The sequence below is a fragment of the Psychrosphaera algicola genome, from assembly GCF_028401425.1.
In the GTDB taxonomy this organism is placed as follows: domain Bacteria; phylum Pseudomonadota; class Gammaproteobacteria; order Enterobacterales; family Alteromonadaceae; genus Psychrosphaera; species Psychrosphaera algicola.
Genome location: NZ_JAQOMS010000002.1, coordinates 4,018,383 through 4,040,108, shown reverse-complemented (window position 1 = coordinate 4,040,108; position 21,726 = coordinate 4,018,383). Strand labels below are relative to the sequence as shown.

Below are 21,726 nucleotides of genomic sequence, written 5' to 3'. Positions count from 1 at the left end.
GTAAGTCACACCAAGTTGGAAGGTGCGGCCGTAGTTTTCTTTTTGATACATAATGTTCCCACCACTTTTTCATTACCTTCGAAATAACGTAGGTCTTGATTTTCAGTGAGGTTAATAGCATCGAAATAAACAGACAGAGCGCCGTTGATTTGGTATTTGAATTTGAAATCGACTGTCGATAGTTCGTCTTGGTAACGGTCGGCCCACAATTTACACTCGGTATAATCGTTGACATTGACCCCTTCAGGGCACGAACCGACTTCTTCCAAAATTTCTGAACGATAATTGGCGATAATACGTGCCGATATATCGTCGTTTTCCCAACCAAAACTTAAATTTGCAGTTAAGTCGGCTTGGTCAGGCAAAGGCACTGGGTCTAGTCGAATAGTTGGGTCAAGTTGCGCTTCACTTTCTAAAACAGTGAAATTACTTTGAACAAACAAACCATTTTCAAAGTATTTATTAAAGCTAAACTCACCACCAAATACCTTGGCTTTTTCACCGTTTAGCGTAATGTTCACTTGGTTTAGGGTTAAATCGTGGGGAATAACAAACGAGGTAACTTGTGAGACTGGCAAAGATAAAGGCAGTTCATCAAGCGATCTTGATACACCACTAACATCAACAATAAAGTTGTCGATATCTTTGTAAAATAACGCCGCTTCTAAAAATAGATTTTCGTCAAAGTAATAACTTAACGATAAGTCATAGTTAATTGACGTCATAGCAACCAAATTGGGGTTACCGACATCAAGTAAGTTATTTGACCCTAAAATATAATCCTGCAGCTGTGATAATGTCGCACTTCCTTGCGCATCGTCACAGTCGGCACTTTGCGGTGGGCACAACTCGATGTCACTATCGAATTTAGCGAATCCCCTAGCTTGTTTGAAGGATGGACGAGTAAAGCTTGTCCATACTGCAGCACGTACTAATAGTTCGTCGGTTGGTTCCCACCGCAAGTGTGCACTCGGGTAAAACTCTGAATAATTAATTGACGAGTCAGGTAGTGGAACCGCAATATCTAAGTTACCGCCACCAGCGCCATTAAATTCAAAGTCATCGTTTTCTAAAGATAAAAAGCCGGTAGATGAGAAATCCGTTTCAACATAACGGACACCAGTGGTTAGTGTCATATCAATATTGATTGGAATTTCAGCCATCACATATACTGCTTTGGTATCTTCAGTAATCGTATAATCGTCTTTTGTACTGTCTATCGAGACTTCACCATTCGTTGCCACTGCCGCGGTTTGACGTGTTGCATTGACAATATCTTCAACGGTTTGTTGTGAAACAAATGGGAATAAAAAGTTACTGTTTTCAGGAATACTCGAGGCATAATCAGCATGAGTTGAGTTAACCGCAGTGATACACGCTTCGTTGCCATTACAGTCTTCAGCTGATGGATCAAAACTCCAACGGTTTTTGTCACGAGCATGTACTCGTTCAGTTACCATTGCGCCAACTTTAATGTAACTTAAAAAGTCGAGGTCAAGCCAAGCGGTGACATCCAACTTACCCGTTTTGATGTCATCGGTGCGTGTACCGCCCTCTAAAAACAAGTTGTCAAATTCAAAGTTGTTTAGGTCCGTCGCGTCGCCCGATGCCGAAGTCCCGTACATTCCGTCGGTATAAGCGTAGCCACCAAGTTCAGCCGCTTTGTCGGGCGTGATAGGATATCCTACGATTTCATCACGAGAACCGCGCCCATATACCACAAGGTCACGTTCACGGAATTGAACTCTGCGGTCACCAAGTGATTCGTCTTCGCTCTTTGATTCAGCATATTCATAGGCAATGTTAAACGTATCGGCAATTAAGTTTTCACCACCGACACTAAATGACGTTCGAACCGTTTCACTTTCTTGAATAAAATACTGGTGGAAAACGTCGATATCGGTCAAAGCAAATTCAAAGTTATTTGGATTCACCGCGGCGATTTCACCACTACCTACAGAACCTGCATCTTGGAAGTCAAAAACTCCCTAAGCGCAACATCGTCATCGGTAAAACGCGTGTAGTTGCCTCGAAAATAAAATAGATTCTCTACACTTGGTTTAAACTCTAAATTTAATGAAGCTGCAGAGCGTTTTCTTCCCGCAAGTTCGCGTCGAACTTCTAACTGACGTGGCGTTAATATCTCAGGTCTTGAAGCAAGCTCGGCTTTTTCTCTTCCGCCGTTAGATTTGGATCGACATCAGCGTCTTGTGTCAAAAATTTCATTTCACCAGTGCTGTGGTGGCGGTCTTCATCGACTTGGGTTTTACGCTCTTCGTGAGAAACCGCAAAACCAATCCCTACCGTTTTATCGAATAGAAATTGGGTTGCGTCAAAACTGATCTTTGGTGAGTGTTCACCGCGAAGATCAGAGTAAGAATCTTGAACTTTAATTTTTGCGCTGGTTTTGCCACGGTCAAACGCGGAAATTGTTTTAACATTAACCGTACCACCAATTGAGTTTAGATCTTGATCTGCGGTTAAAGTTTTTAGAACTTCGATTGTGCCAAGCATATCTGCTGGCAACGCATCTAATCCGATTTTACGTTCGTCGCCGCTACCAGATGCTTCTGAACCATTGATATTGACCGACACAAAACCTGGGCCTAATCCACGTACTGAAACAAATTTGCCTTCACCTTCACTGCGTTGCAGTGTGACACCTTAACAAACGTCGTAGCGATTCAGCTACGTTTTGATCGACAAAGTTACCCAAATCGTCACTGGCGATTATTGAACTCAGACCCTTTTTCAATCGCTCAAGCTCTCGAGCTTTTAAGTCCGTTTGTCTTACGCCTTGAACTTCAATAACTTCAACGTCTTCTTGCGCTTTTGTTGTATTGTCTTCATCCGCATATGCATTACTTTGTAATGCAGCTGCCATACACAACGCTACCGTTCTGTAAGGAAAGTTAGCCATGCCTGCTCCCCGTTATCCGGACTTAATGAGGTCCGAAAAATTGATTACCTGTTAGAAAAAGTGACTCAAATCCTAGCGCCACTTGCTGTTTTATTTTTATAAAAGTTATTACACCGTGGACCACTAATTAAGTGTTAAATTAACTTTATGCCACCGGTGGCATAAAAAACTAGCATTATGTTTCATAAGATGTCAACATCTATTTTTATTTGCAGAATTCTCGATTAAAGGTCAACCATTTATGAAATTTGTGCTGTTTTTATTGCTCCAGACTTTATTGTTTGGACCTATCAGTTGTCATTCGTTTGAGCTTGCTCAAACTGACAAGCTTGCATTCGCTGGCGCAAAAGGTTTTGGCAAATATACTCAAGGTGGCCACGGTGGTGAGATTTATGTTGTAACGACACTGGAGGATAATGAGTCTGCAGGATCACTGCGTCATGCCTTAAAACAAAAACACCCGAGAATTATTCAGTTTGCAGTTTCGGGGGTTATCAAGTTATCAAAACCCCTTAAGATAAATAACAGCCATGTCACCATCGAAGGCCAATCGTCGCCCCGCGGCATTGCTATTGTGGGTGCACCATTTGTGGTATCTGCTGACGAGGTGATTATTCAACACATGCGATTTCGTTTAGGGACTTATGGATATGCTGAGGATGCCCTTACCGTTCGAAATACCAAAAACGTTATTGTTGATCATTGTTCAATAAGCTGGGGTACAGACGAAACCGCCAGTTTATACAACAATGAAAACTTCACTCTGCAATATTCAATTATTTCCAATAGCCTGAACAAATCGATTCACCCAAAAGGTGAACATGGTTACGGTGGTATTTGGGGCGGGCAAAACGCGTCATTCATTAACAACCTTGTTGCCAATCATAAAAGCCGAACACCCAGATTAAATGGCCATAGACTTAAATCGCCATATCCAATCGATAAAGAATATGTAGAGTTGGTAAACAACGTCATTTATAACTGGGGACAAAACTCGGTGTACGGCAGTGAAAATGGCCGCTTCAGCTTGGTAAACAACTATTATCTACTATAGGCCAAATACAACAGCTGAACGCTTTTTAGATTTATGGTTTAGTGACCGTTTAACATCGGCGCAGGCGTATATTAGTGGCAATGACTATTTTGGTAAAAGCTGGCTTGATGATAATTTACTTGGCGTGATTGTGAGAGACAATAAAAGAAAAAAATCAAACCTTCTGCTGTTCCTAGCTTATTTACTGAGTCTATTTTTAACTCGGCCTCACAGAGATTCGCGCATGTAAACGAGACAAATCAGTCTGCAAAATCGATTATTGATGCTCTAATCACAACAAGAGATATCGGTGCATTTAAAACTGCTCAGGGCAACTTCCACGACTCGGTTGATAAGGAAGTTTTAATGCAATTGGTTGATACTTTGGCGGGTAAAAAAGTGACTTCGGGCATTATTGATCATGAAAATGAGCAAATTGGTTCTCTTCAACGCTATCAAGCTGAATTTTCAAACTAGGCTTAGCTTGAAAGCTTGGTTTGAAGCCATAGCAATATCAAAATTTTATGAAGAATTTCCCACATGGATACGTGGGTTTGCTGTCGCTGTCGCTGTCGTTAACAAGCAAAGCCTTATTATTTCGCTAACCTAACTTTAGCGACATCATAATCGCATCTTCTTTGAGGTTTGAATCAGGGATAGAATAATATTGTTTTCTTCGCCCGCACTCGACAAAACCATAACGATGATACAAGGCAATCGCCGCTTGGTTAGAAGCTCGGACTTCCAAAAAGACTTGGTCTGCATTTAGGACAACAGCTTGTTCTAATACTTGTCCTAATAACTGGCCGCCATGACCTTTATTTTGATGTTGTTTCGCAATACAAATATTTTCAATACTCAATTCACCTGCGACCAAGTCAGTAAAACAATAACCGACGAGTTCATCAAGCGGTTTAGCTTTTTTAAACAAACCAAAATTGTGACTGCGAGAACCAAAACTTCCCTCAATGGTTTTTTCACTCCAAGGTGTCAGGTGACTTTGCTGTTCAACACTGACGATTTGGGTAATGTGACTTAAATTTAACTCAATGATTTTCATGTTATTTAGGGTCTTGTACGTAGTCGGATAAAAATGCCCATATGGCTTTTTTATTGTGGACTGACAATGACTCTAATGGGGATGTTGTTAACTGCGGAAATTCAAAACTGACTTGATTTGGCTCCGATATTAATCGCCACGCTAGCTGCCCATTAAGTTGTAACTTATCGGCCTCAACAACTAAATTAGGAAACAACACCCGTAAGTCAGTTAACCACTCTTTATCTACCTTATCCCAAGGTAAATAAACGATAGTGGGTTTAGCGGCTTGTTGGGTATTCTGTTTTGATAATAAACTTGAGAGCGATGGGCGACTGCTGGATATCGTTGTCGAAGAGTTAGCACGATTCGGTTGTATTGTACTTGTATTGTTTGCTTCGTGGTTTAGCGATGTGACTTTCAGATCAGCCGGGACTTGCTGTTGAGTCACCTTAGTGATTTGATTGCAAATCTAAAACTTGGATCCCAAGTTCTGCTAATGCTTGTTGCTGAAGGTTTGAATACACGTTACACACCATTTTTTGCGATTATCAAATGGTACAAAAACCGATGAAAAAGTCTTTATATGTTTTGCTCAATAAACAAATACCTGCGCTAATCACAAAGACGTTGATTTGGCACTATCATCAAGTATCTATTTTTATCGAGGATCCATTGCATTAATAAGGTTTTACGATATTGATAGCTATCGTCGGTTACCTTTTCCAAACAGCGTTTAGCGCTATCAAACAGCCCCTTCTACGATAAATATCAGCAGCCACCATAGCGTCAAACTCAAATGAGTCATCACCACCTTTCACTAAGTTACAATTAGATGCCTTATTACTTTGCCTATTAAATCGCAACAATATTTGATTTTCGATTTCTTGGTGTTTAGCTCGATATTGGACTTTCCAAATAAAATCTTGATGCTGCCAACTCCGTTTCGCCACCAACAATTGATTATATTTGTGCATGGCAATGAGTTGACACTGACGTTGCAGTGGCACAGGAATTAGACTTGCTGTTGTTATTGTCGCCGCCTCGAACCAATCGGGTAATTCAGGTAAGGGTAGCTCAGGTAATTGAAATGGTTTTTCAACATCAAATACCAAATCTAGTCCAAACAAACTCCGCCAGAATGAAGGGTAAACCCGTTTAATCGTTACGACCTCACCGAGTGATTTTAAACCACCTACATTTGGAATGAGTACGTCACATACCGTACAACGACCAATGACAACGCCGCAGTCGTAAGGCGCAAATGTCGACCCACCATCGGAATATTCGACTGACCAAAAATTACTAAATGAAGTCAGGCTGACTTCGTTCATGTTTTTGACCACAATATGGGCAAGCAATTACGTCGGGTGCGCTTAATCTGGTCATTTCAACTTCCTTTTCAAAATTAAGTGCTTAGAAATCCCTTTCCAACCACTATGTTTAACATCCATGTCATCGTCGTTCCCTGTAGATACTGTACATGTCGCCAACCTGTACAGACAATAACTGGAAGTATGTACACGTATAAAGATTAAACCTATCTCCTCATCAAGTAACTCTACTATGGGGAATTTCCAACTATCGTGCTTAAGTAAAGTCTAGATGTGTATTAAATTTATACGGGATGTCAGTTTTAACAACGAATTTAAGCAATTGTCGAACGTTCTATTTTATCAATCGTAATTATTGATTTTGCTCATTATACTTAATTATCGAAATTCCCTAATATTATTCTTGCCCTGTCAAACCACGTTGTCAAACAAAAAGGAAAAAGATTAAAAGCTGACATAACCCCTTGAATTACGGGTTAATTGTCTTTTTAACATCACCTTAAAAAGACAGAAAGGTTATGGCAAAAACTCAAACAAGCGCGGCGAACAAGGTTCCATTTATTTTTGTACTTTGCTCAATCGCTTTTTGTGATTAGAGATTACACAACTTTCAACTACAGTTGATATGTCACTACAATTAATAAACCCGAAAAGGGGAAGAATATGGATAACAATTCAAACGGCAAATGTCCTTTTGTTCATGGTAGCAATACTCAAATGGGCGGTCACGGCACCAAAAATATGGATTGGTGGCCAGAACAATTAAACATAAAAATCCTTCGTCAAAACGATACCAAATCGGATCCAATGGACGAAGGTTTTGACTACGCAGAATCATTCAAAAAATTAGATTTACCACAAATCAAGCAAGACCTAGTCGCTCTAATGACCGACTCTCAAGATTGGTGGCCAGCTGACTATGGTCACTACGGACCATTTTTCATTCGTATGGCTTGGCATAGTGCCGGCACATACCGTACAGGCGATGGTCGTGGTGGAGCCTCTACCGGCACACAAAGATTTGCCCCCTCAATAGCTGGCCCGACAATGGTAACCTTGATAAAGCACGACGTTTATTGTGGCCGATAAAACAAAAGTACGGCAAGCAAATTTCATGGGCTGACTTGATGATTTTGGCTGGCAACTGCGCAATTGAATCGATGGGACTTAAAACCTTTGGTTTTGGTGGTGGTCGCCAAGATGTGTGGCATCCAGAAGAAGATATTTACTGGGGAGCAGAAACTGAATGGCTAACTGACGGTCGATATACCGGTGAACGTGATTTGGAAAACCCTTTAGCTGCGGTTGAGATGGGGCTTATCTATGTAAATCCAGAAGGGCCAAATGGCGAACCAAGTGCTATTGCTTCTGGTAAAGACATAAGAGAAACCTTTGCTCGAATGGCAATGGACGATGAAGAAACAGTTGCCCTTATTGCAGGCGGTCATACGTTTGGTAAATGCCACGGCGCTGGCGATGCAGCGCATGTTGGAAAAGAACCAGAAGCCGCTCCGCTTGAACAAATGGGTCTTGGTTGGATAAGCACTCATGGCTCTGGTAGTGGCGATGACACCATTACAAGTGGCATTGAAGGCGCATGGACAGCAAACCCAACGCAGTGGGATATGGGGTATTTTGATGTCCTATTTGGTTATGATTGGGATTTAGTAAAAGCCCAGCCGGTGCTTGGCAGTGGGTTCCGATAAACCCTGATCAAGCGCATTTAGCACCAAGTGCACATGACAGTTCTAAAAAAGTCACCACGATAATGACGACGGCGGATATGGCGCTGAGAATGGATCCGATTTACGGTCCAATCTCAAAACGTTTCCATCAAGACCCGGCGTTATTTGCAGACGTATTTGCCCGTGCATGGTTTAAACTTACCCACAGAGATATGGGACCAAAGTCATGCTACTTAGGTTCTGACGTACCGAGTGAAGAGTTAATTTGGCAAGATCCAATACCTGCCACGCCATAGTGAGTTAATAAACGAAGCTGATATTGACAGCTTAAAACAACGTTTAATAAATTCTGGTTTATCAGGCACTGAGATGGCTTATACCGCGTGGTCTTCAGCCTCGACTTATCGTAATTCAGATAAACGTGGTGGCGCCAATGGTTCTCGTATACGTTTAGCACCACAAAAAGATTGGCAAGTAAATCAACCTGCTCAATTGCAAAAAGTGTTAACGGTGTTAAATACCATTCAAGCAGAATTTAACGGCCAGCATTCAGGTAAACAAGTCTCTATTGCCGACCTAATTGTTTTAGCCGGGAACCTTTCGGTAGAGCAAGCCGCAGAAGCCGCTGGTACAAAGCTAACAGTGCCATTTGCCCTAGGTCGCAGTGATGCTACCGCAGAGCAAACCGATAGCGAATCATTTGCTGTACTTGAACCTAAAGTGGATGGATTCCGTAACTTTGTTTCGACTACCGCATCAATTTCACCAGAAGAAGTTTTGCTCGACAAAGCCCAATTATTGAATCTTACCGCCCCAGAAATGGTTGTGTTAGTAGCTGGTTTACGGGTAATGAATGTCAACTATCAGTCAAATAGCCTTGGGGTTCTTACAGACAATGTCGGTGCTTTGAGCAATGATTACTTAGTTAATTTGTTATCGATGGATACCAAGTGGCAAAAAGCAGATAAACGCTTCCACTTTGAAGGGCTAGACCGTAAATCAAATAATGTAAAATGGACCGCGACTAGCGTAGATTTAGCCATCGGTTCTAATTCTGAATTACGAGCCATTGCGGAAGTCTACGCGAGTGAAGATGCTAAAGATAAGTTTGTAAAAGACTTTGTTAGTGCCTTGGACCAAAGTAATGAATCTGGACCGATTTGATCTAATATAGAGATTCTTTCACCCACGAGATCTAGATTGCTCATTTGGTTTGGCTTAGATTTATAAGTCGATAATTAATCGACTAACACTAGTATATTTTTGAAGAAAGCAATACAAAAATCCGGTAAATAAATTTGCCGGATTTTACTTTCACCTATTGCTGATAAAATCGCGATATAAACTAAAGAAGCTGGAAAAATAATCCCCAGAATACCGGCAATCACGGCAAGAACTCTATAATTATCAAATTTGTTTTTTAATGTGTACAGAGCAAGTACATAACAAAAAACTATTAACCAAAGCGAAATGTCAAATACCCATAATATCTCAAACTAATCAGTCTATATCACTGCGCCACAACTCAGCTTAATATTGAAGCAATTAAAACATCATAGGAATTTACTAACCAACATCCAGATGAATCCTTAGCACATACAATTTTAGGCAATGCATAGATGCGAGTGGATCAATTTTTGTTGGCACAATTACACTTAGAAAAACATTAGAAATTGTTTAACGCAAAAATTATCAACGACCAGTCGGTCAAATACTTTCTATAGAATATCGAAAATGAAGCGCAGGCTAAGATTTAAGAAAATCTAGGAGTTGTTATGGCGAGTTGCACAAACTCAAATATGCTTGGTTTTAGTTTATTTTATCTTCAGAAAGCAAAAACCCGTTAATCTCTCGATTAACGGGTTTTCTAAATAATGGCGGAGAGAGAGGGATTCGAACCCTCGTTAGGTTTTACCCTAAACACACTTTCCAGGCGTGCGCCTTCAGCCACTCAGCCACCTCTCCGCATTGCTTTTTAAAGCCGCGCCATACTATTGAATTACGCGGCTTTCTGCAAGCCTATTTATTGATACCACCTGCTAGTTGGTGATAATTCAACCGAATAGGCTAAGCGTTACCTTTAACTTTTACTTTGTTGTCAGCGGCAAAATTGAGCATTCTAGTCAGTGGGATCATCGCTTTTTCAGCTAATGTTTCATCGACAAAAACTTCGTGACCGACAACGTTAACCAATGCTTCCTCTAACGCTTTAAGACCGTTCATTGCCATCCACGGACAGTGTGCACAACTTTTACATGTTGCGCCGTTACCAGCCGTTGGAGCTTCTATAAACGTCTTGCCTTAGGTTAGCTTGTTGCATCTTATAAAAAATGCCACGATCAGTCGCGACAATAAAAGTATCATTGCTCATTTCTGTAGAAGATTTGATTAACTGTGATGTAGATCCGACGGCGTCTGCCATCGCAACAACAGAAGCTGGCGATTCTGGGTGAACTAATATCGCTGCGTCAGGATATACATTTTTAAGATCGGCTAACGCTTTTGACGAAAATTCGTCGTGAACGATACATTCCCCATCCCACAACAGCATATTAGCGCCGGTTTGATTATTGATATAACTGCCCAAATGGCGATCAGGCCCCCAAATGATTGGTTTACCTTCAGCCTCTAGGTGGTCAATAACTTCAAGTGCGATACTCGATGTTACAACCCAATCGGCACGTGCTTTAACCGCCGCAGAGGTATTTGCATAAACAACGACTGTATGGTCAGGATGAGCGTCACAAAACGCAGAGAAGCGGTCAACAGGACACCCCAAATCTAAAGAACAAGTCGCTTCTAATGTTGGCATCAACACTGTTTTTTCTGGGGTCAGGATTTTTGCCGTTTCGCCCATAAATTTAACGCCAGCGACCAATAAGGTTTTTGCTTCGTGCTGATTGCCAAAACGTGCCATTTCCAATGAATCGGCAACACAACCGCCGGTTTCTTCGGCAAGAGCTTGAATTTCAGGATCGGTATAATAATGGGCGACAAGTACTGCATTTTTTCAATCAATAACTGCTTGATGCGATCTTTATAAGCTTGTTGCTCGCTATCATTAAGAGGTATTGGTTTTGCAGGAAATGGGTAATCTTGTTTAACGGCTTTTGCTAGGCTCATATCTAATTTAATTAAGCTAAAAAATCTTCGAATAATTATACAGGACTGAGTTCTAATGTCACTCAATTGGCAAAGTGAACACTGTGCAAAATGCAAATAACATATGTCTGCAACTTTTTGTTTATCGACTAAAAGTTTACAGAAGCCTGAACAGCGTCTACTGCAATGTAAATTTCAATGCCTTTCTAATTATAGTTAGAAGCTTAATTGAGTTTCTAATCCAAAATAGAAGAACCATATCGATGATTTTCATCCAATCATGACAAGTGCAATATTTATAAGGATTTAGTTTTGATGTAATAAAGGGAGGTTTTAAGTGGTGGGTCATGATGGATTCGAACCATCGACCAATTGATTAAAAGTCAACTGCTCTACCAACTGAGCTAATGACCCACTTAAAATTGGAGTGCTTGTTTGATGGTGGGTCATGATGGATTCGAACCATCGACCAATTGATTAAAAGTCAACTGCTCTACCAACTGAGCTAATGACCCATCAAAACAAGTCAGAATAAGTGGTGGGTCATGATGGATTCGAACCATCGACCAATTGATTAAAAGTCAACTGCTCTACCAACTGAGCTAATGACCCACTATATTCTGTTAAAACTGCGTCTCGAAAGGAAGTATCTTCCCCTTGCCGCGGGCGCATATAATACTTATTTAAAAGTCTGGTGCAAGTTATTTTATCAATAATTTTTGATTTTAGACGCTTTCGGACAAATATCGTACGAAAGCGTTAAAAAACATACTTATCTAATTTAAACTCGTCAATCTAGACTTTGCTAAGCCTGCTGCGTTTGAATCTGGGTATTCACTAATAACCTGTTCAAACAGCTTTTTAGCTTCACTATTATTATCCAGCTTTTGATAAACTGTTCCTTGCTTCAATAGTGCGTCACTGCGCTTATTAGAATCAGGGAATGAACGAATGACTTTGTCAAAATGTACTTTTGCCTCGTCATACTTCGCTTTATTAAATAATAACTGACCCAACCAATAATGCGCATTGGCAATATAGATAGAATTTGGGAATGTTTTTATAAAGGATTGAAACTCAGGAATTGCGTCGTCATAACGACGTTCTTTTAAGATCAAGTTTACAGCTTGGTCGTAGGCTTCATTTTCGCCTAAAGTACCGCCATAAGACACTTCATTTGAGTCAGCAGTATCGTTTACTGTTTCCTCAACCTAGGGTTCAATTGCCTGAACAGATGATAAACGTCTTTCGATTTCAAGATAAAGCTCTCGTTGTCGATCCACTATTTGTTCAAGTTTATGGCTGTGAGTTTCTGTTATCCCTCTAAGTTCACTGACTTCCTCTTGCAATTCATTTAGCTGTTGCTGTAAGGCAACTTGCGAAGCACCACGCGCCTGAATCAGACGTTGCAGTTGTTCGATTTGACTAGAGGTAGTAGAACTCGATGAAAGATCAGAAACAGGAGCAGCCGCTAAGGCTGCTCCGTTCACAATCATCAACGCTATAAGCGAGAATCTCATATGCATCCAAATGGAAGATTAGTAAACTAATTCAGCACGACGGTTTTTAGCAAAACCTTCAGTTGTACGGCTTAAATCAATTGGCTTCTCTTCACCGTAAGAAACAGTAGAGATCTGCATTGCTGAAACACCTAAGCTTTGTAGGTATTGTGCTACCGCTTTACCACGACGTTCGCCAAGAGCGATGTTGTACTCAGGAGTACCACGTTCGTCACAGTGACCTTCAACTTTCACTTTTGCAGAAGGGTTTTTAATTAGGTAGTCAGCATGTGCTTGCAACAACTCAAGATATTTTGCATCGACCTTTGAACGGTCATAATCAAAATAGATTGTTTGTGTTTGCATTAATGCTGCAAATTTTTGCTGTTGTACTTCTGCTGGCGTTAACGCTTTTTCAACAGTAGCAACTTCAATATTGTTTGTTTCAGCGGCCATAGATTCTGTTTGTGCAGACTGTGCTTGCTGACCATTAGTTTGTTGCGCTGCACCTTGAAGTTCTTCTTCTGAAGTAGAACCACATGCAGTTAATACTAAAGCTGGAATAGCGATTAATAAACCTTTAGTAATTTTGCTAAATTGCATTATTTAGTATCCTTTTTTTGTAATACGTTAATTAATTATTTAAAAAATGGTGACCACGCCGGAGACTTAACTTGTCCGTTCGCAGCCGGTAATCTTGCTTTAAATCGTCCGTCTATCGACACTAATGCCAATACCTGCCCATTGCCATGCATGGTGCTATAAATAATCATTGAACCGTTTGGTGCAATGCTCGGACTTTCATCTAATCGAGTTGTTGTCAGGACTTGAAAGTTACCCGTCGCCAATTCTTGTTTAGCGATATGGTATTTACCCTGTGTCCTGTTAACTAAAACCAACTCTTTTCCATTTGGGGTAATCGAACCACCAAGGTTCATTTCACCCTCAAATGTTAAACGTTTAACTCGTTTAGTCGCCAAATTTACGCTATAAAGTTGCGCATTTCCACCCCGTTCTGAACTGAAAACGATAAATTTACCATCTGGAGACCAACTAGGCTCGGTGTCGATACTGCGATGTCGTGTCAATCTCGTCAAGGTTTTATTTGCTAGTTCTAGCACATAAAGTTCAGGATTGCCGTCTTTCGACAAAACTAATGCTAAACGTTTACCCAATGGCCCCCATTGTGGTGCACCATTAATACCGTCATATGAGGTGACTAATTGACGTTTCCCCGTATAAATATCCTGGATGTAAATCTGCGAACGATCGTTCTCAAACGTAACGTACGCAAGCTTAGCGCCATCTGGTGACCAAGATGGTGACATTAGCGGCTCTTTAGAACGAAGTAAAATTTGCTCATTCGCACCATCGTAGTCAGCTACAATTAGTTTGTATGGGTAACTCTCGTCCTCATGATTAATTGTGACATATGCTATACGTGTTAAAAATGCGCCGCGCTCACCGGTTAATTTCTCATAAGCGATATCACTAATGCGATGTGCATAACGGCGGAACTGGCCAGTACTGATAACAACTTGACGGCTATCCATAATATGATCTTTTGTTTCTACCAAACGACCATTTTGTAAAACTTGTACTGCACCACCTGTAATTTGACCACGAAGTACGTCAATTAATTCAAAACTAACGGTAAAACGATCAAGCGCGTTATCAGTAATTTCACCGACCAATATCGCTTCAACACCTTCGGCTGTCCAAGACGAATAATCCACTTCACCATCATTTTTTGGCAACTGCGGCATTTGATCAATTAATAAAGGCTTAAATTTACCACTGCGCATTAAGTCCGCTGCGATGATTTCAGAAATATTCAACGGAATATTAGCTGTACCTTCATACTTAAATGGCACTACTGCTATTGGACGAGCAGTATCGATTCCTTCTGTAATTACTATTTCTAGGGCGGCTTTGGACGTTTGAGAGAACGCCAACAACGTCAAACCTAAAATTAAAAACAGTTTACGACTCATTTACAGCTCCGGTTTTACAGTTAAATTGATGTCTTTTAATTGTTGATAGACATCGTCTTCTTTTGATACAGGTAACGTGTCGGCTTTTAATACTGCTCGCTGGGCCGCCTCACAAATAGAGGTTTCCCAGATAGCACAGTTACTTTAATAACTAAGCCGCTTGATGCCAATCTAATATTAAGAAGGCACGATTTACCTCTCATACTCTCATCCACAATGAGTTTTTGTTTAATTTTCGAGGTAATAAGCGCTTTATACTTGTTGACCTCTGTAAGTACAACTTTTTGTCGCGCTTTATTACGAATTGCTTGCTCTTGTTGCAATTGTTCTTGCAACATTTTTTCCTGAATAGCTTGTTCCGCGGCTAACGCTTTGGCTTCTTTTTCTTTTCGTTCTTTTTCTAGCCTTTCTTTTTCCAGACGTTCAGCTTCAGCTTTACGCTTTTGCTCTGCATCTTTAAGCGCTTTTTGTTCACGCTCTTTTTACGCTTAGCTTCTGCTGCTGCTTGATTTGCTTTTGCCGCCTCTTTTTCACGTTCAACACGTTCTTTTTGGCTTTATCTGCTTTCGCTTGTTCTTTTCTTGCTTTTTCTTTTTCTAATTTAGCTTTTTCTTGGCGTCTTCCGCAGCTTTTTTACTGTCTTTTTCTGCTTATCCAAGTCTTTCAGATCTCGCTTAGCTTGCTCGGCACGTTTTTCGAGTTCACGTACCCGCTTTTCTTCCGCGGCTTTTTTATCCGCTTTCTCTTTTTGAATACGTTTCACTTGCTGATCTAACGACGTTTGGTCGATAACAACAGCGTCGATAGTTGAAATTTCAGGAGATTCATCTGGGGTTTCTTTTGGTGCTTCAAAACTGAAACTGGCGACCAAGATCGTTCCAAATACGATATGAATACCAAAAGACTTCGCTAAATGGACTAACGATGTTGACTGACTCATCACTCTTTTGGCTCCGTCATAAGCCCAACAGAAGGCGCGCCAGCTCGTTGTAATAAGACCATAAGTTCTATCACATAGTTGTATGCAATTTTACGATCAGCTTTAACGATTACTGGGGTTTCTGGGTCAATTTGCAATTGCGCGGCCACCAAGACAGCAAGGTCTGTTGCTGACATCGGATCTTCTGAAGGCTCGCCGCCGGTCGATAAAAAGTATTCCCCTTTATCGTTAATCGAAGCGATCATCGGTGGTTTAGATTCATCTTCTAATGGTTCAGCAGACGCTTGTGGTAAATCGACTTTCACGCCCTGCGTAACCAAAGGCGCGGTAACCATGAAGATAATAAGCAATACCAGCATAACATCAATGTAAGGAACAACATTGATCTCAGCGACTGGCTTTCGTTTTCGTTTGTTATATTGCATCGACATTTAAAGGGTTGTGCTCACGTTAGCAGTAACTTGACGATGCAAAATGTTGGCAAACTCTTCACAGAAGTTAACATAGCTCGTTTCAAGAATTTCGACTCGACGGGCAAAGCTGTTATAGGCTAGAACCGAAGGGATAGCTGCAAATAACCCCATCGCGGTTGCGATAAGCGCCTCTGCAATACTAGGTGCTACCATGCTTAGTGTTGCTTGTTGAACTTGACCAAGGGCTAGGAAAGCATTCATGATCCCCAAACCGTACCAAACAACCCAATATATGGGCTAATTGAACCAACCGTCGCCAAAAAACTAAGATGACTTTCCAGTTGCTCCACTTCACGAGATAAGCGAACACGCATGGCTCTGTGGGTTCCGTCCATATATACTTGAGCAGAACTGACACTGTTCTTCTTTAGGCGAGCAAACTCTTTAAATCCATCTTTAAACAATGCTTCTAAGCCATCAACATTTTGTCTCGCGGTCATTTCGCTATATAAACGGCTTAAATCAACACCCGACCAAAATTTGTCTTCAAACTTTTTTGTATTTATTTCTGCATCCGCAAGGACTTTTCGACGTTGGAAAATAAGCGCCCACGACGCTATCGACAATCCCAACAGCGTTAACATTACCAACTTAACAATAAAGCTGGCTTCCCAAAACAATCCCCAAAAACTAATATCAGCTTGCACTTTCTAAAACCTCTAAAATGTCTGACGGGATAGCCTTAGGCTTCATCTTCGTCAGATCAATACAAGCAACCTGTACATCTGCAGTAAAAACAGATTGCTCTTTGTTATTTATAATTGTTTGAATAAATTCAACACTAGCGCGTTTAATTTGTTTTATTTCTGTTAGTACCACAACTTCATCATTAAATTTTGCGGCGACTTTAAAGTCAATTTGCATGGACTTTACGACAAAGGCTATATTCTGCTTAAGATATTCGTCTTGTTCAATACCCAAATGCCTTAAATACTCAGTTCTACCTCTTTCACAGAACTTTAAATAGTTTGCGTGGTAAACGATACCACCTGCGTCTGTGTCTTCATAATAAATTCGGATAGGTAATTTAAACACTTCACTCCCTCATGTTTATGCACGTCCGATGAATAATAAGCCGATTATCCCCTCTGTAGAGTAAAAACTCTGCATAAAGTTGCATTTTTATTTGGTGAAATAATTTTGACATTACTTATTTTTGTATCGTTCAATAAAAAAACAAATCGCCACACGCGCTACAAATAAAAAGGCTCAGCCGGTCTAAATTTAATATTAACGTCATATTTGTATGAACACAGCAAAAATCAGATTAGTAATTCTAATCCGAAATATCAATTTTTTTAGTTTGAAGTAATTGCTCTAGATAATTAATATACGCACATCTTCTGGACGGGTTGTGTCGTTCAGATGTGAAGTTATCGAATTTTGTAAACTTCTCCTATTCATGTTCCCTGGAATTTATTCCTCCTTTATATTTTGCCCGTTCAATTTGAACGGGTTTTTTTTGCCTTAATTTAAGGACTGACAGCATTCATGAACCCATGCTGCTCGTCATATTAGCAATTTATTCTTGGTTATAGTCATAACCTAAATGCTGATAAGCCCTTGGTGACGCAATTCGACCGCGCGGCGTACGTTGCAAAAAGCCTTGTTGAATTAAGTAAGGTTCAATGACATCTTCAATCGTTTCCCGTTCTTCGCCTATTGCAGCAGCAATATTATCTAAACCAACCGGACCGCCGTCAAACTTTTCGATCATAGTAATCAGCATTTTTTTATCCATAAAGTCAAAACCTTCGCTGTCTACATTAACCATATTAAGTGCTTGTTTGGCTATATCTTGATCTAACCGCCCTTCGCTTTTGACATCTGCATAATCTCTAACTCTTCGCAGTAAGCGGTTTGCTATCCGAGGCGTTCCACGGGCACGTCGAGCGATTTCTAATGCCGCATCTGTGGTCATTTCCATATTTAACACATTGGCTGAGCGCTCAATAATAAAAGCAAGATCTTCAACTTTATAAAACTCGAGGCGTTGTACAATGCCAAATCGGTCACGAAGAGGTGATGTAAGCGCTCCGGCACGCGTTGTCGCGCCAATTAAAGTAAACGGCGGTAGATCCAGCTTAATTGACCGGGCAGCAGGACCTTCGCCAATCATAATATCAAGCTGATAATCTTCCATTGCAGGGTATAAAACTTCTTCAACAACAGGACTAAGTCGGTGGATTTCGTCAATAAACAAAACGTCGTTTTCTTCGAGATTAGTCAACAATGCTGCGAGGTCTCCAGCTTTTTCTAAAACCGGACCTGATGTAGTTTTAATGCTGACTTCCATTTCGTTTGCGACTATGTTGGCTAAGGTGGTTTTACCCAGTCCCGGAGGTCCAAAAATAAGCAAATGGTCGAGAGCTTCCTGCCGATTTTTTGCGGCTATGGATGAATATTTCCATCTGTTCTTTAACATGCGGTTGACCACGGTAGTCTGCTAATAACTTTGGACGTATTGCACGGTCTATCACTTCGTCTTCGCGGGTTTCAATTGCGCCGACTAATCTATCTGCTTCAATCATTATTCACTCTACAGCATGTTTTTTAAGGCTAAACGGATCAGGGTTTCTGAATCGTCGCCGTCTTTGAAAATCAATTTTACTGCTTTATTGGCTTGTTGGGAACTGTACCCAAGGGAGACCAGTGCGGAGACAGCATCGTCAAATTCGTTTGCTTTTTTCATCACCGAACCGGTCATTATAGGTTCAAGCGGTCTAAATTCTGGTGCGAGGTTAAGTGCCTTGGATCCGATCTCGCATTTCAATCAATAATCGTTCCGCTGTTTTTTTACCAACGCCAGAGCAGTTTAACTAATGTCGTCACATCATCCTGTTCAACACAAGTTACAAACTGCTCTGCGGTAAGCCCCGAAAGTATAGTGAGTCCTAACTTAGGACCTACACCATTAGCTTTAATCAATAATCTAAATAAACTGCGCTCTTGCTTAGAGCTAAATCCGTATAACAACTGAGCGTCTTCTCGAACCACAAAGTGGGTATAAATAGTCGCTTGAACCCCTCTTCAGGCAATTCATAAAAGCTTGTTAGCGGTAATTGCACTTCATAGCCTACACCGTTAACGTCAATTAATACGTCAGGGGCTTGTTTGTCGGCAACGATGCCAGTGAGTCTTCCAATCATAGTTAACTTTTATATTTACCTTCAATTACTGTAAATATACCCAGTTATCCATACAGTTGAAAGCCCTAGCTTAAAATTTATCGCCTTAGGCGACCTCTGACGGTTTTTTCGCTACACCAGCCATGTTTATCAAACTTTGATTTGTGTTGCCATGGCATATTGCTACGGCTAATGCATCGGCTGCATCGGCCTGAGGTTTTCCCGTTAGTTTTAAAATCTGTTGAACCATATGCTGAACTTGGCTTTTATCTGCAGCTCCACTGCCAACTACGGCTTGTTTTATTTGTCTTGCGGAGTATTCAAATACAGGCAATTTTGCCTGTGACGCCGCAACTATCGCGCTGCCACGTGCTTGACCCAGCTTGAGTGCTGAATCTGGGTTATGAGCCATAAACACTTGTTCAATGGCAAAGTTATCAGGCTTATATTGTAAGATGATTTCGCTGATCCCAGAAAATATTGTGTCGAGCTTATCCGCTAAACAAGTATCGGGGGTCCGAATACAACCACTTCCTACGTAACTGAATTTAGAACCTACATGGTCGACTAGGCCGTAGCCCGTGATCCGAGAACCGGGATCAATCCCTAAAATTAGTGCCATAACGTTCGCGCCATAAAAATTCAACTTCTACTGATCTAATGCTTAGCCTTACCACTTATTTGAAGTAAAGACGGCTTTGATTCATTAACTACTTAAACACAAAAAAGCCCGAATACCTAAGGTTTCGGGCCTTCTTTATATGGCTAATAAAACAAGTTTAGTTTTGTTTTACTATTTCTATTCCAAGATCTTTTAGCGCATCAGGGTTGGCAAAGCCTGGTGCTGCAGTCAACGGACATGCCGCCGTTGTTGTTTTCGGGAAAGCCATAACATCACGAATTGAGTCAGCCCCAACCATCAACATTAACATACGGTCAAGACCGAATGCTAAACCAGCATGTGGTGGCGCGCCAAATTGTAATGCATCTAACAAGAAACCAAATTTCTCCTGCGCTTCCTCTTCACCAATACCAAGAATTCTAAAGACCTCAGATTGCATATCTTGTTTGTGGATACGAACCGAACCACCACCTAATTCACATCCATTAAGAACCATGTCATATGCGTCTGACAATGCGCCAGCTGGGTCGGCAGCAAGTTCAGCTGGTGTCATGTTGCTTGGTGCAGTGAATGGATGGTGAAGCGGAGTTAATGCACCGCCTTCAAGTTCTTCAAACATTGGGAAGTCAACAACCCATAAAGGCGCCCACTTGTCTTCAACGAGCTCTAAGTCAGTACCAACTTTCAATCTAAGTGCACCAAGTGCATCGGTTACCACTTTGTAGCTATCAGAACCAAATAATAAAATATCACCCGTTTGAGCGCCGGTTCGAGCCAAAATAGCATTAACCACTTCTTCATTTAAAAACTTAAGAATTGGTGATTGTAAGCCTGCTAAGCCAGCTTCTAAGTCATTCACTTTAATCCAAGCCAGACCTTTTGCTCCGTATTTACCAACAAATTCGGTATAGCCGTCAATGTTTTTACGTGTCATTGAAGCACCGTCTAGCACTTTAATTACCGCAACACGCCCCTTAGGATCGTTGGCTGGGCCGGCAAAAACTTTAAAGTCGACATCTTTCATGATATCGGCTACGTCAACCATTTCTAATGGGTTACGAAGGTCAGGTTTATCTGAACCAAAACGTGTCATCGCTTCCAAGTAGGTCATGGTTGGAAAGTCACCTAACTCAACGTTAAGCAACTCGCTAAATACTGAACGTACCATGCCTTCAGCCATTGCCATTACGTCTTCGCCAGACATAAAGGTGGTTTCAATATCGATTTGAGTAAATTCTGGTTGACGGTCGGCACGTAAATCTTCATCACGGAAACATTTAACGATTTGATAATAACGGTCAAAACCAGCAACCATTAACAACTGTTTAAATAACTGCGGGGATTGCGGCAACGCAAAAAATTGACCTTTATGAGTTCGGCTTGGCACCAAATAATCACGAGCGCCCTCTGGCGTTGCTTTAGTAAGTATTGGGGTTTCCATATCCAAGAAACCGGCGTCGTCTAAATATCTGCGAACAGCACTGGTAACTTTTGAGCGGAACTGAAGACGTTGATTCATCACTGGGCGACGTAAATCTAAGTAGCGATATTTTAAACGTTGTTCTTCAGAGTTATCTTGATTGAAATCTAAAGGCACTGGTGCAGAAGCATTAAGAATTTCTAAATCTTTAACGTACAATTCAACTTCACCAGTCGCCATATCTTTATTAGCTTGGCTTTCTGGACGTGCACGTACAACACCAGACAATTTGATGCAAAACTCGTTACGTAGTTTATTTGCACTTTCAAAAATAGCAGTTTCATCAGGGTCGATAACTGCTTGCACAATACCTTCACGGTCACGTAAGTCGATGAAGATCAAACCACCAAGGTCACGGCGCTTATTCACCCAACCACAAAGAGTAACATTTTGGTCAACTAAACTTTTATTTAACTCGCCACAATAATGAGAACGCATTGCAAATCCTATTTCTAAAATAATAACCGCGCTAAGCAG

15 protein-coding genes, 4 tRNA genes and 7 pseudogenes are annotated in these 21,726 nt (G+C 41.0%); 2 read left to right on the top strand and 24 right to left on the bottom strand.

Going from position 1 to position 21,726, the window contains the following annotated elements:
- Window positions 1-5 precede the first annotated feature (5 nt).
- The 3 genes from PN838_RS22185 to PN838_RS22175 form a co-directional block, all read right to left on the bottom strand.
- Window positions 6-1,934 (bottom strand): TonB-dependent receptor domain-containing protein, encoded by a 1,929-nt coding sequence (locus PN838_RS22185; protein ID WP_272181996.1) that lies wholly within the window; start codon window positions 1,932-1,934, stop codon window positions 6-8.
- A gap of 202 nt (window positions 1,935-2,136) precedes the next feature.
- Window positions 2,137-2,655 carry a TonB-dependent receptor plug domain-containing protein gene (locus PN838_RS22180; protein WP_334313552.1) on the bottom strand — a complete coding sequence of 173 codons (519 nt, stop codon included), beginning with the start codon at window positions 2,653-2,655 and terminating at the stop codon, window positions 2,137-2,139.
- Entirely contained in the window at window positions 2,642-2,920 is a 279-nt protein-coding gene (locus tag PN838_RS22175; protein ID WP_272181994.1) for a hypothetical protein, read from the bottom strand. Before PN838_RS22175 ends, PN838_RS22180 begins: the two co-directional genes overlap by 14 nt.
- A 241-nt stretch (window positions 2,921-3,161) precedes the next feature.
- On the opposite strand from PN838_RS22175, the gene PN838_RS22170 reads away from it, so the two are divergent.
- Window positions 3,162-3,974, top strand: coding sequence for a pectate lyase family protein (locus PN838_RS22170; protein ID WP_272181993.1), 813 nt, complete (start codon window positions 3,162-3,164; stop codon window positions 3,972-3,974).
- 580 nt (window positions 3,975-4,554) lie between these two features.
- Here the strand turns inward: PN838_RS22170 and rimI are convergent.
- The 3 genes from rimI to PN838_RS22155 all read right to left on the bottom strand — a co-directional run bounded on the left by rimI (window position 4,555) and on the right by PN838_RS22155 (window position 6,326).
- The gene (gene rimI / locus PN838_RS22165; protein WP_272181992.1) at window positions 4,555-5,013 is read right to left on the bottom strand and encodes a ribosomal protein S18-alanine N-acetyltransferase; all 459 of its coding nucleotides are present in this window, start codon (window positions 5,011-5,013) and stop codon (window positions 4,555-4,557) included.
- Between the two features lies 1 nt (window position 5,014).
- Window positions 5,015-5,443, bottom strand: coding sequence for a hypothetical protein (locus PN838_RS22160; protein WP_272181991.1), 429 nt, complete (start codon window positions 5,441-5,443; stop codon window positions 5,015-5,017).
- A 265-nt stretch (window positions 5,444-5,708) separates the two neighbouring features.
- On the bottom strand, window positions 5,709-6,326 hold the full coding sequence (locus PN838_RS22155; protein WP_272181990.1) for a hypothetical protein: 618 nt from the start codon (window positions 6,324-6,326) through the stop codon (window positions 5,709-5,711).
- 663 nt (window positions 6,327-6,989) lie between these two features.
- Here PN838_RS22155 and katG point away from each other — a divergent pair.
- Window positions 6,990-9,185: pseudogene (gene katG, locus PN838_RS22150) on the top strand (catalase/peroxidase HPI).
- A gap of 701 nt (window positions 9,186-9,886) precedes the next feature.
- Here katG and PN838_RS22145 read toward each other — a convergent pair.
- From PN838_RS22145 to aspS, 18 genes and pseudogenes are all read right to left on the bottom strand, one after another.
- Window positions 9,887-9,976, bottom strand: a tRNA-Ser gene (locus tag PN838_RS22145).
- A gap of 102 nt (window positions 9,977-10,078) precedes the next feature.
- Window positions 10,079-11,134 (bottom strand): annotated as a pseudogene (gene nadA / locus PN838_RS22140) (quinolinate synthase NadA).
- Window positions 11,135-11,451: 317 nt separating this feature from the next.
- Window positions 11,452-11,527: transfer RNA gene (locus tag PN838_RS22135), tRNA-Lys, on the bottom strand.
- 25 nt (window positions 11,528-11,552) lie between these two features.
- A tRNA-Lys gene (locus PN838_RS22130) sits at window positions 11,553-11,628 on the bottom strand.
- 21 nt (window positions 11,629-11,649) lie between these two features.
- Window positions 11,650-11,725 (bottom strand) — tRNA-Lys (locus tag PN838_RS22125).
- 164 nt (window positions 11,726-11,889) lie between these two features.
- Entirely contained in the window at window positions 11,890-12,285 is a 396-nt protein-coding gene (gene ybgF / locus PN838_RS22120) for a tol-pal system protein YbgF (protein WP_272181989.1), read from the bottom strand.
- Window positions 12,286-12,324: 39 nt separating this feature from the next.
- Complete coding sequence (locus PN838_RS22115) at window positions 12,325-12,603, bottom strand: YbgF trimerization domain-containing protein (RefSeq protein WP_272181988.1); 279 nt, start codon at window positions 12,601-12,603, stop codon at window positions 12,325-12,327.
- Window positions 12,604-12,651: 48 nt separating this feature from the next.
- Entirely contained in the window at window positions 12,652-13,215 is a 564-nt protein-coding gene (gene pal, locus PN838_RS22110; protein ID WP_215965039.1) for a peptidoglycan-associated lipoprotein Pal, read from the bottom strand.
- 35 nt (window positions 13,216-13,250) lie between these two features.
- Window positions 13,251-14,606 (bottom strand): Tol-Pal system beta propeller repeat protein TolB, encoded by a 1,356-nt coding sequence (gene tolB, locus PN838_RS22105; RefSeq protein WP_272181987.1) that lies wholly within the window; start codon window positions 14,604-14,606, stop codon window positions 13,251-13,253.
- A pseudogene (gene tolA, locus PN838_RS22100) lies at window positions 14,607-15,025 on the bottom strand (cell envelope integrity protein TolA).
- A gap of 182 nt (window positions 15,026-15,207) precedes the next feature.
- A complete protein-coding gene (locus PN838_RS22095; RefSeq protein ID WP_272181986.1) occupies window positions 15,208-15,546 on the bottom strand; it encodes a cell envelope integrity TolA family protein in 339 nt (112 codons plus the stop codon).
- The gene (gene tolR, locus PN838_RS22090) at window positions 15,546-15,977 is read right to left on the bottom strand and encodes a protein TolR (protein ID WP_370661060.1); all 432 of its coding nucleotides are present in this window, start codon (window positions 15,975-15,977) and stop codon (window positions 15,546-15,548) included. The genes PN838_RS22095 and tolR overlap by 1 nt, the downstream gene beginning before the upstream one ends.
- Window positions 15,978-16,666: pseudogene (tolQ, locus tag PN838_RS22085) on the bottom strand (protein TolQ).
- Window positions 16,656-17,054: a tol-pal system-associated acyl-CoA thioesterase gene (ybgC, locus tag PN838_RS22080; protein WP_215965043.1), complete on the bottom strand. Its 399-nt coding sequence runs from the start codon at window positions 17,052-17,054 to the stop codon at window positions 16,656-16,658. The pseudogene tolQ and the gene ybgC overlap by 11 nt, the downstream one beginning before the upstream one ends.
- A 487-nt stretch (window positions 17,055-17,541) precedes the next feature.
- A pseudogene (ruvB, locus tag PN838_RS22075) lies at window positions 17,542-18,550 on the bottom strand (Holliday junction branch migration DNA helicase RuvB).
- Between the two features lie 8 nt (window positions 18,551-18,558).
- Window positions 18,559-19,168, bottom strand: a pseudogene (gene ruvA / locus PN838_RS22070) (Holliday junction branch migration protein RuvA).
- 77 nt (window positions 19,169-19,245) lie between these two features.
- Window positions 19,246-19,769, bottom strand: a pseudogene (gene ruvC, locus PN838_RS22065) (crossover junction endodeoxyribonuclease RuvC).
- A gap of 157 nt (window positions 19,770-19,926) precedes the next feature.
- Window positions 19,927-21,687, bottom strand: a complete 1,761-nt coding sequence (aspS, locus tag PN838_RS22060; RefSeq protein ID WP_272181985.1) for an aspartate--tRNA ligase — start codon at window positions 21,685-21,687, stop codon at window positions 19,927-19,929.
- Between the last annotated feature and the right edge of the window lie 39 nt (window positions 21,688-21,726).

Bases quoted from the DNA above. Each gene is read 5' to 3' on its own strand.
- PN838_RS22175 (WP_272181994.1), bottom strand. From the start codon at position 2,920: ATGGCTAACTTTCCTTACAGAACGGTAGCGTTGTGTATGGCAGCTGCA.
- PN838_RS22170 (WP_272181993.1), top strand. From the start codon at position 3,162: ATGAAATTTGTGCTGTTTTTATTGCTCCAGACTTTATTGTTTGGACCT.
- rimI (WP_272181992.1), bottom strand. From the start codon at position 5,013: ATGAAAATCATTGAGTTAAATTTAAGTCACATTACCCAAATCGTCAGT.
- PN838_RS22155 (WP_272181990.1), bottom strand. From the start codon at position 6,326: ATGAACGAAGTCAGCCTGACTTCATTTAGTAATTTTTGGTCAGTCGAA.
- pal (WP_215965039.1), bottom strand. From the start codon at position 13,215: ATGCAATTTAGCAAAATTACTAAAGGTTTATTAATCGCTATTCCAGCT.
- tolB (WP_272181987.1), bottom strand. From the start codon at position 14,606: ATGAGTCGTAAACTGTTTTTAATTTTAGGTTTGACGTTGTTGGCGTTC.
- PN838_RS22095 (WP_272181986.1), bottom strand. From the start codon at position 15,546: ATGAGTCAGTCAACATCGTTAGTCCATTTAGCGAAGTCTTTTGGTATT.
- tolR (WP_370661060.1), bottom strand. From the start codon at position 15,977: ATGTCGATGCAATATAACAAACGAAAACGAAAGCCAGTCGCTGAGATC.
- aspS (WP_272181985.1), bottom strand. From the start codon at position 21,687: ATGCGTTCTCATTATTGTGGCGAGTTAAATAAAAGTTTAGTTGACCAA.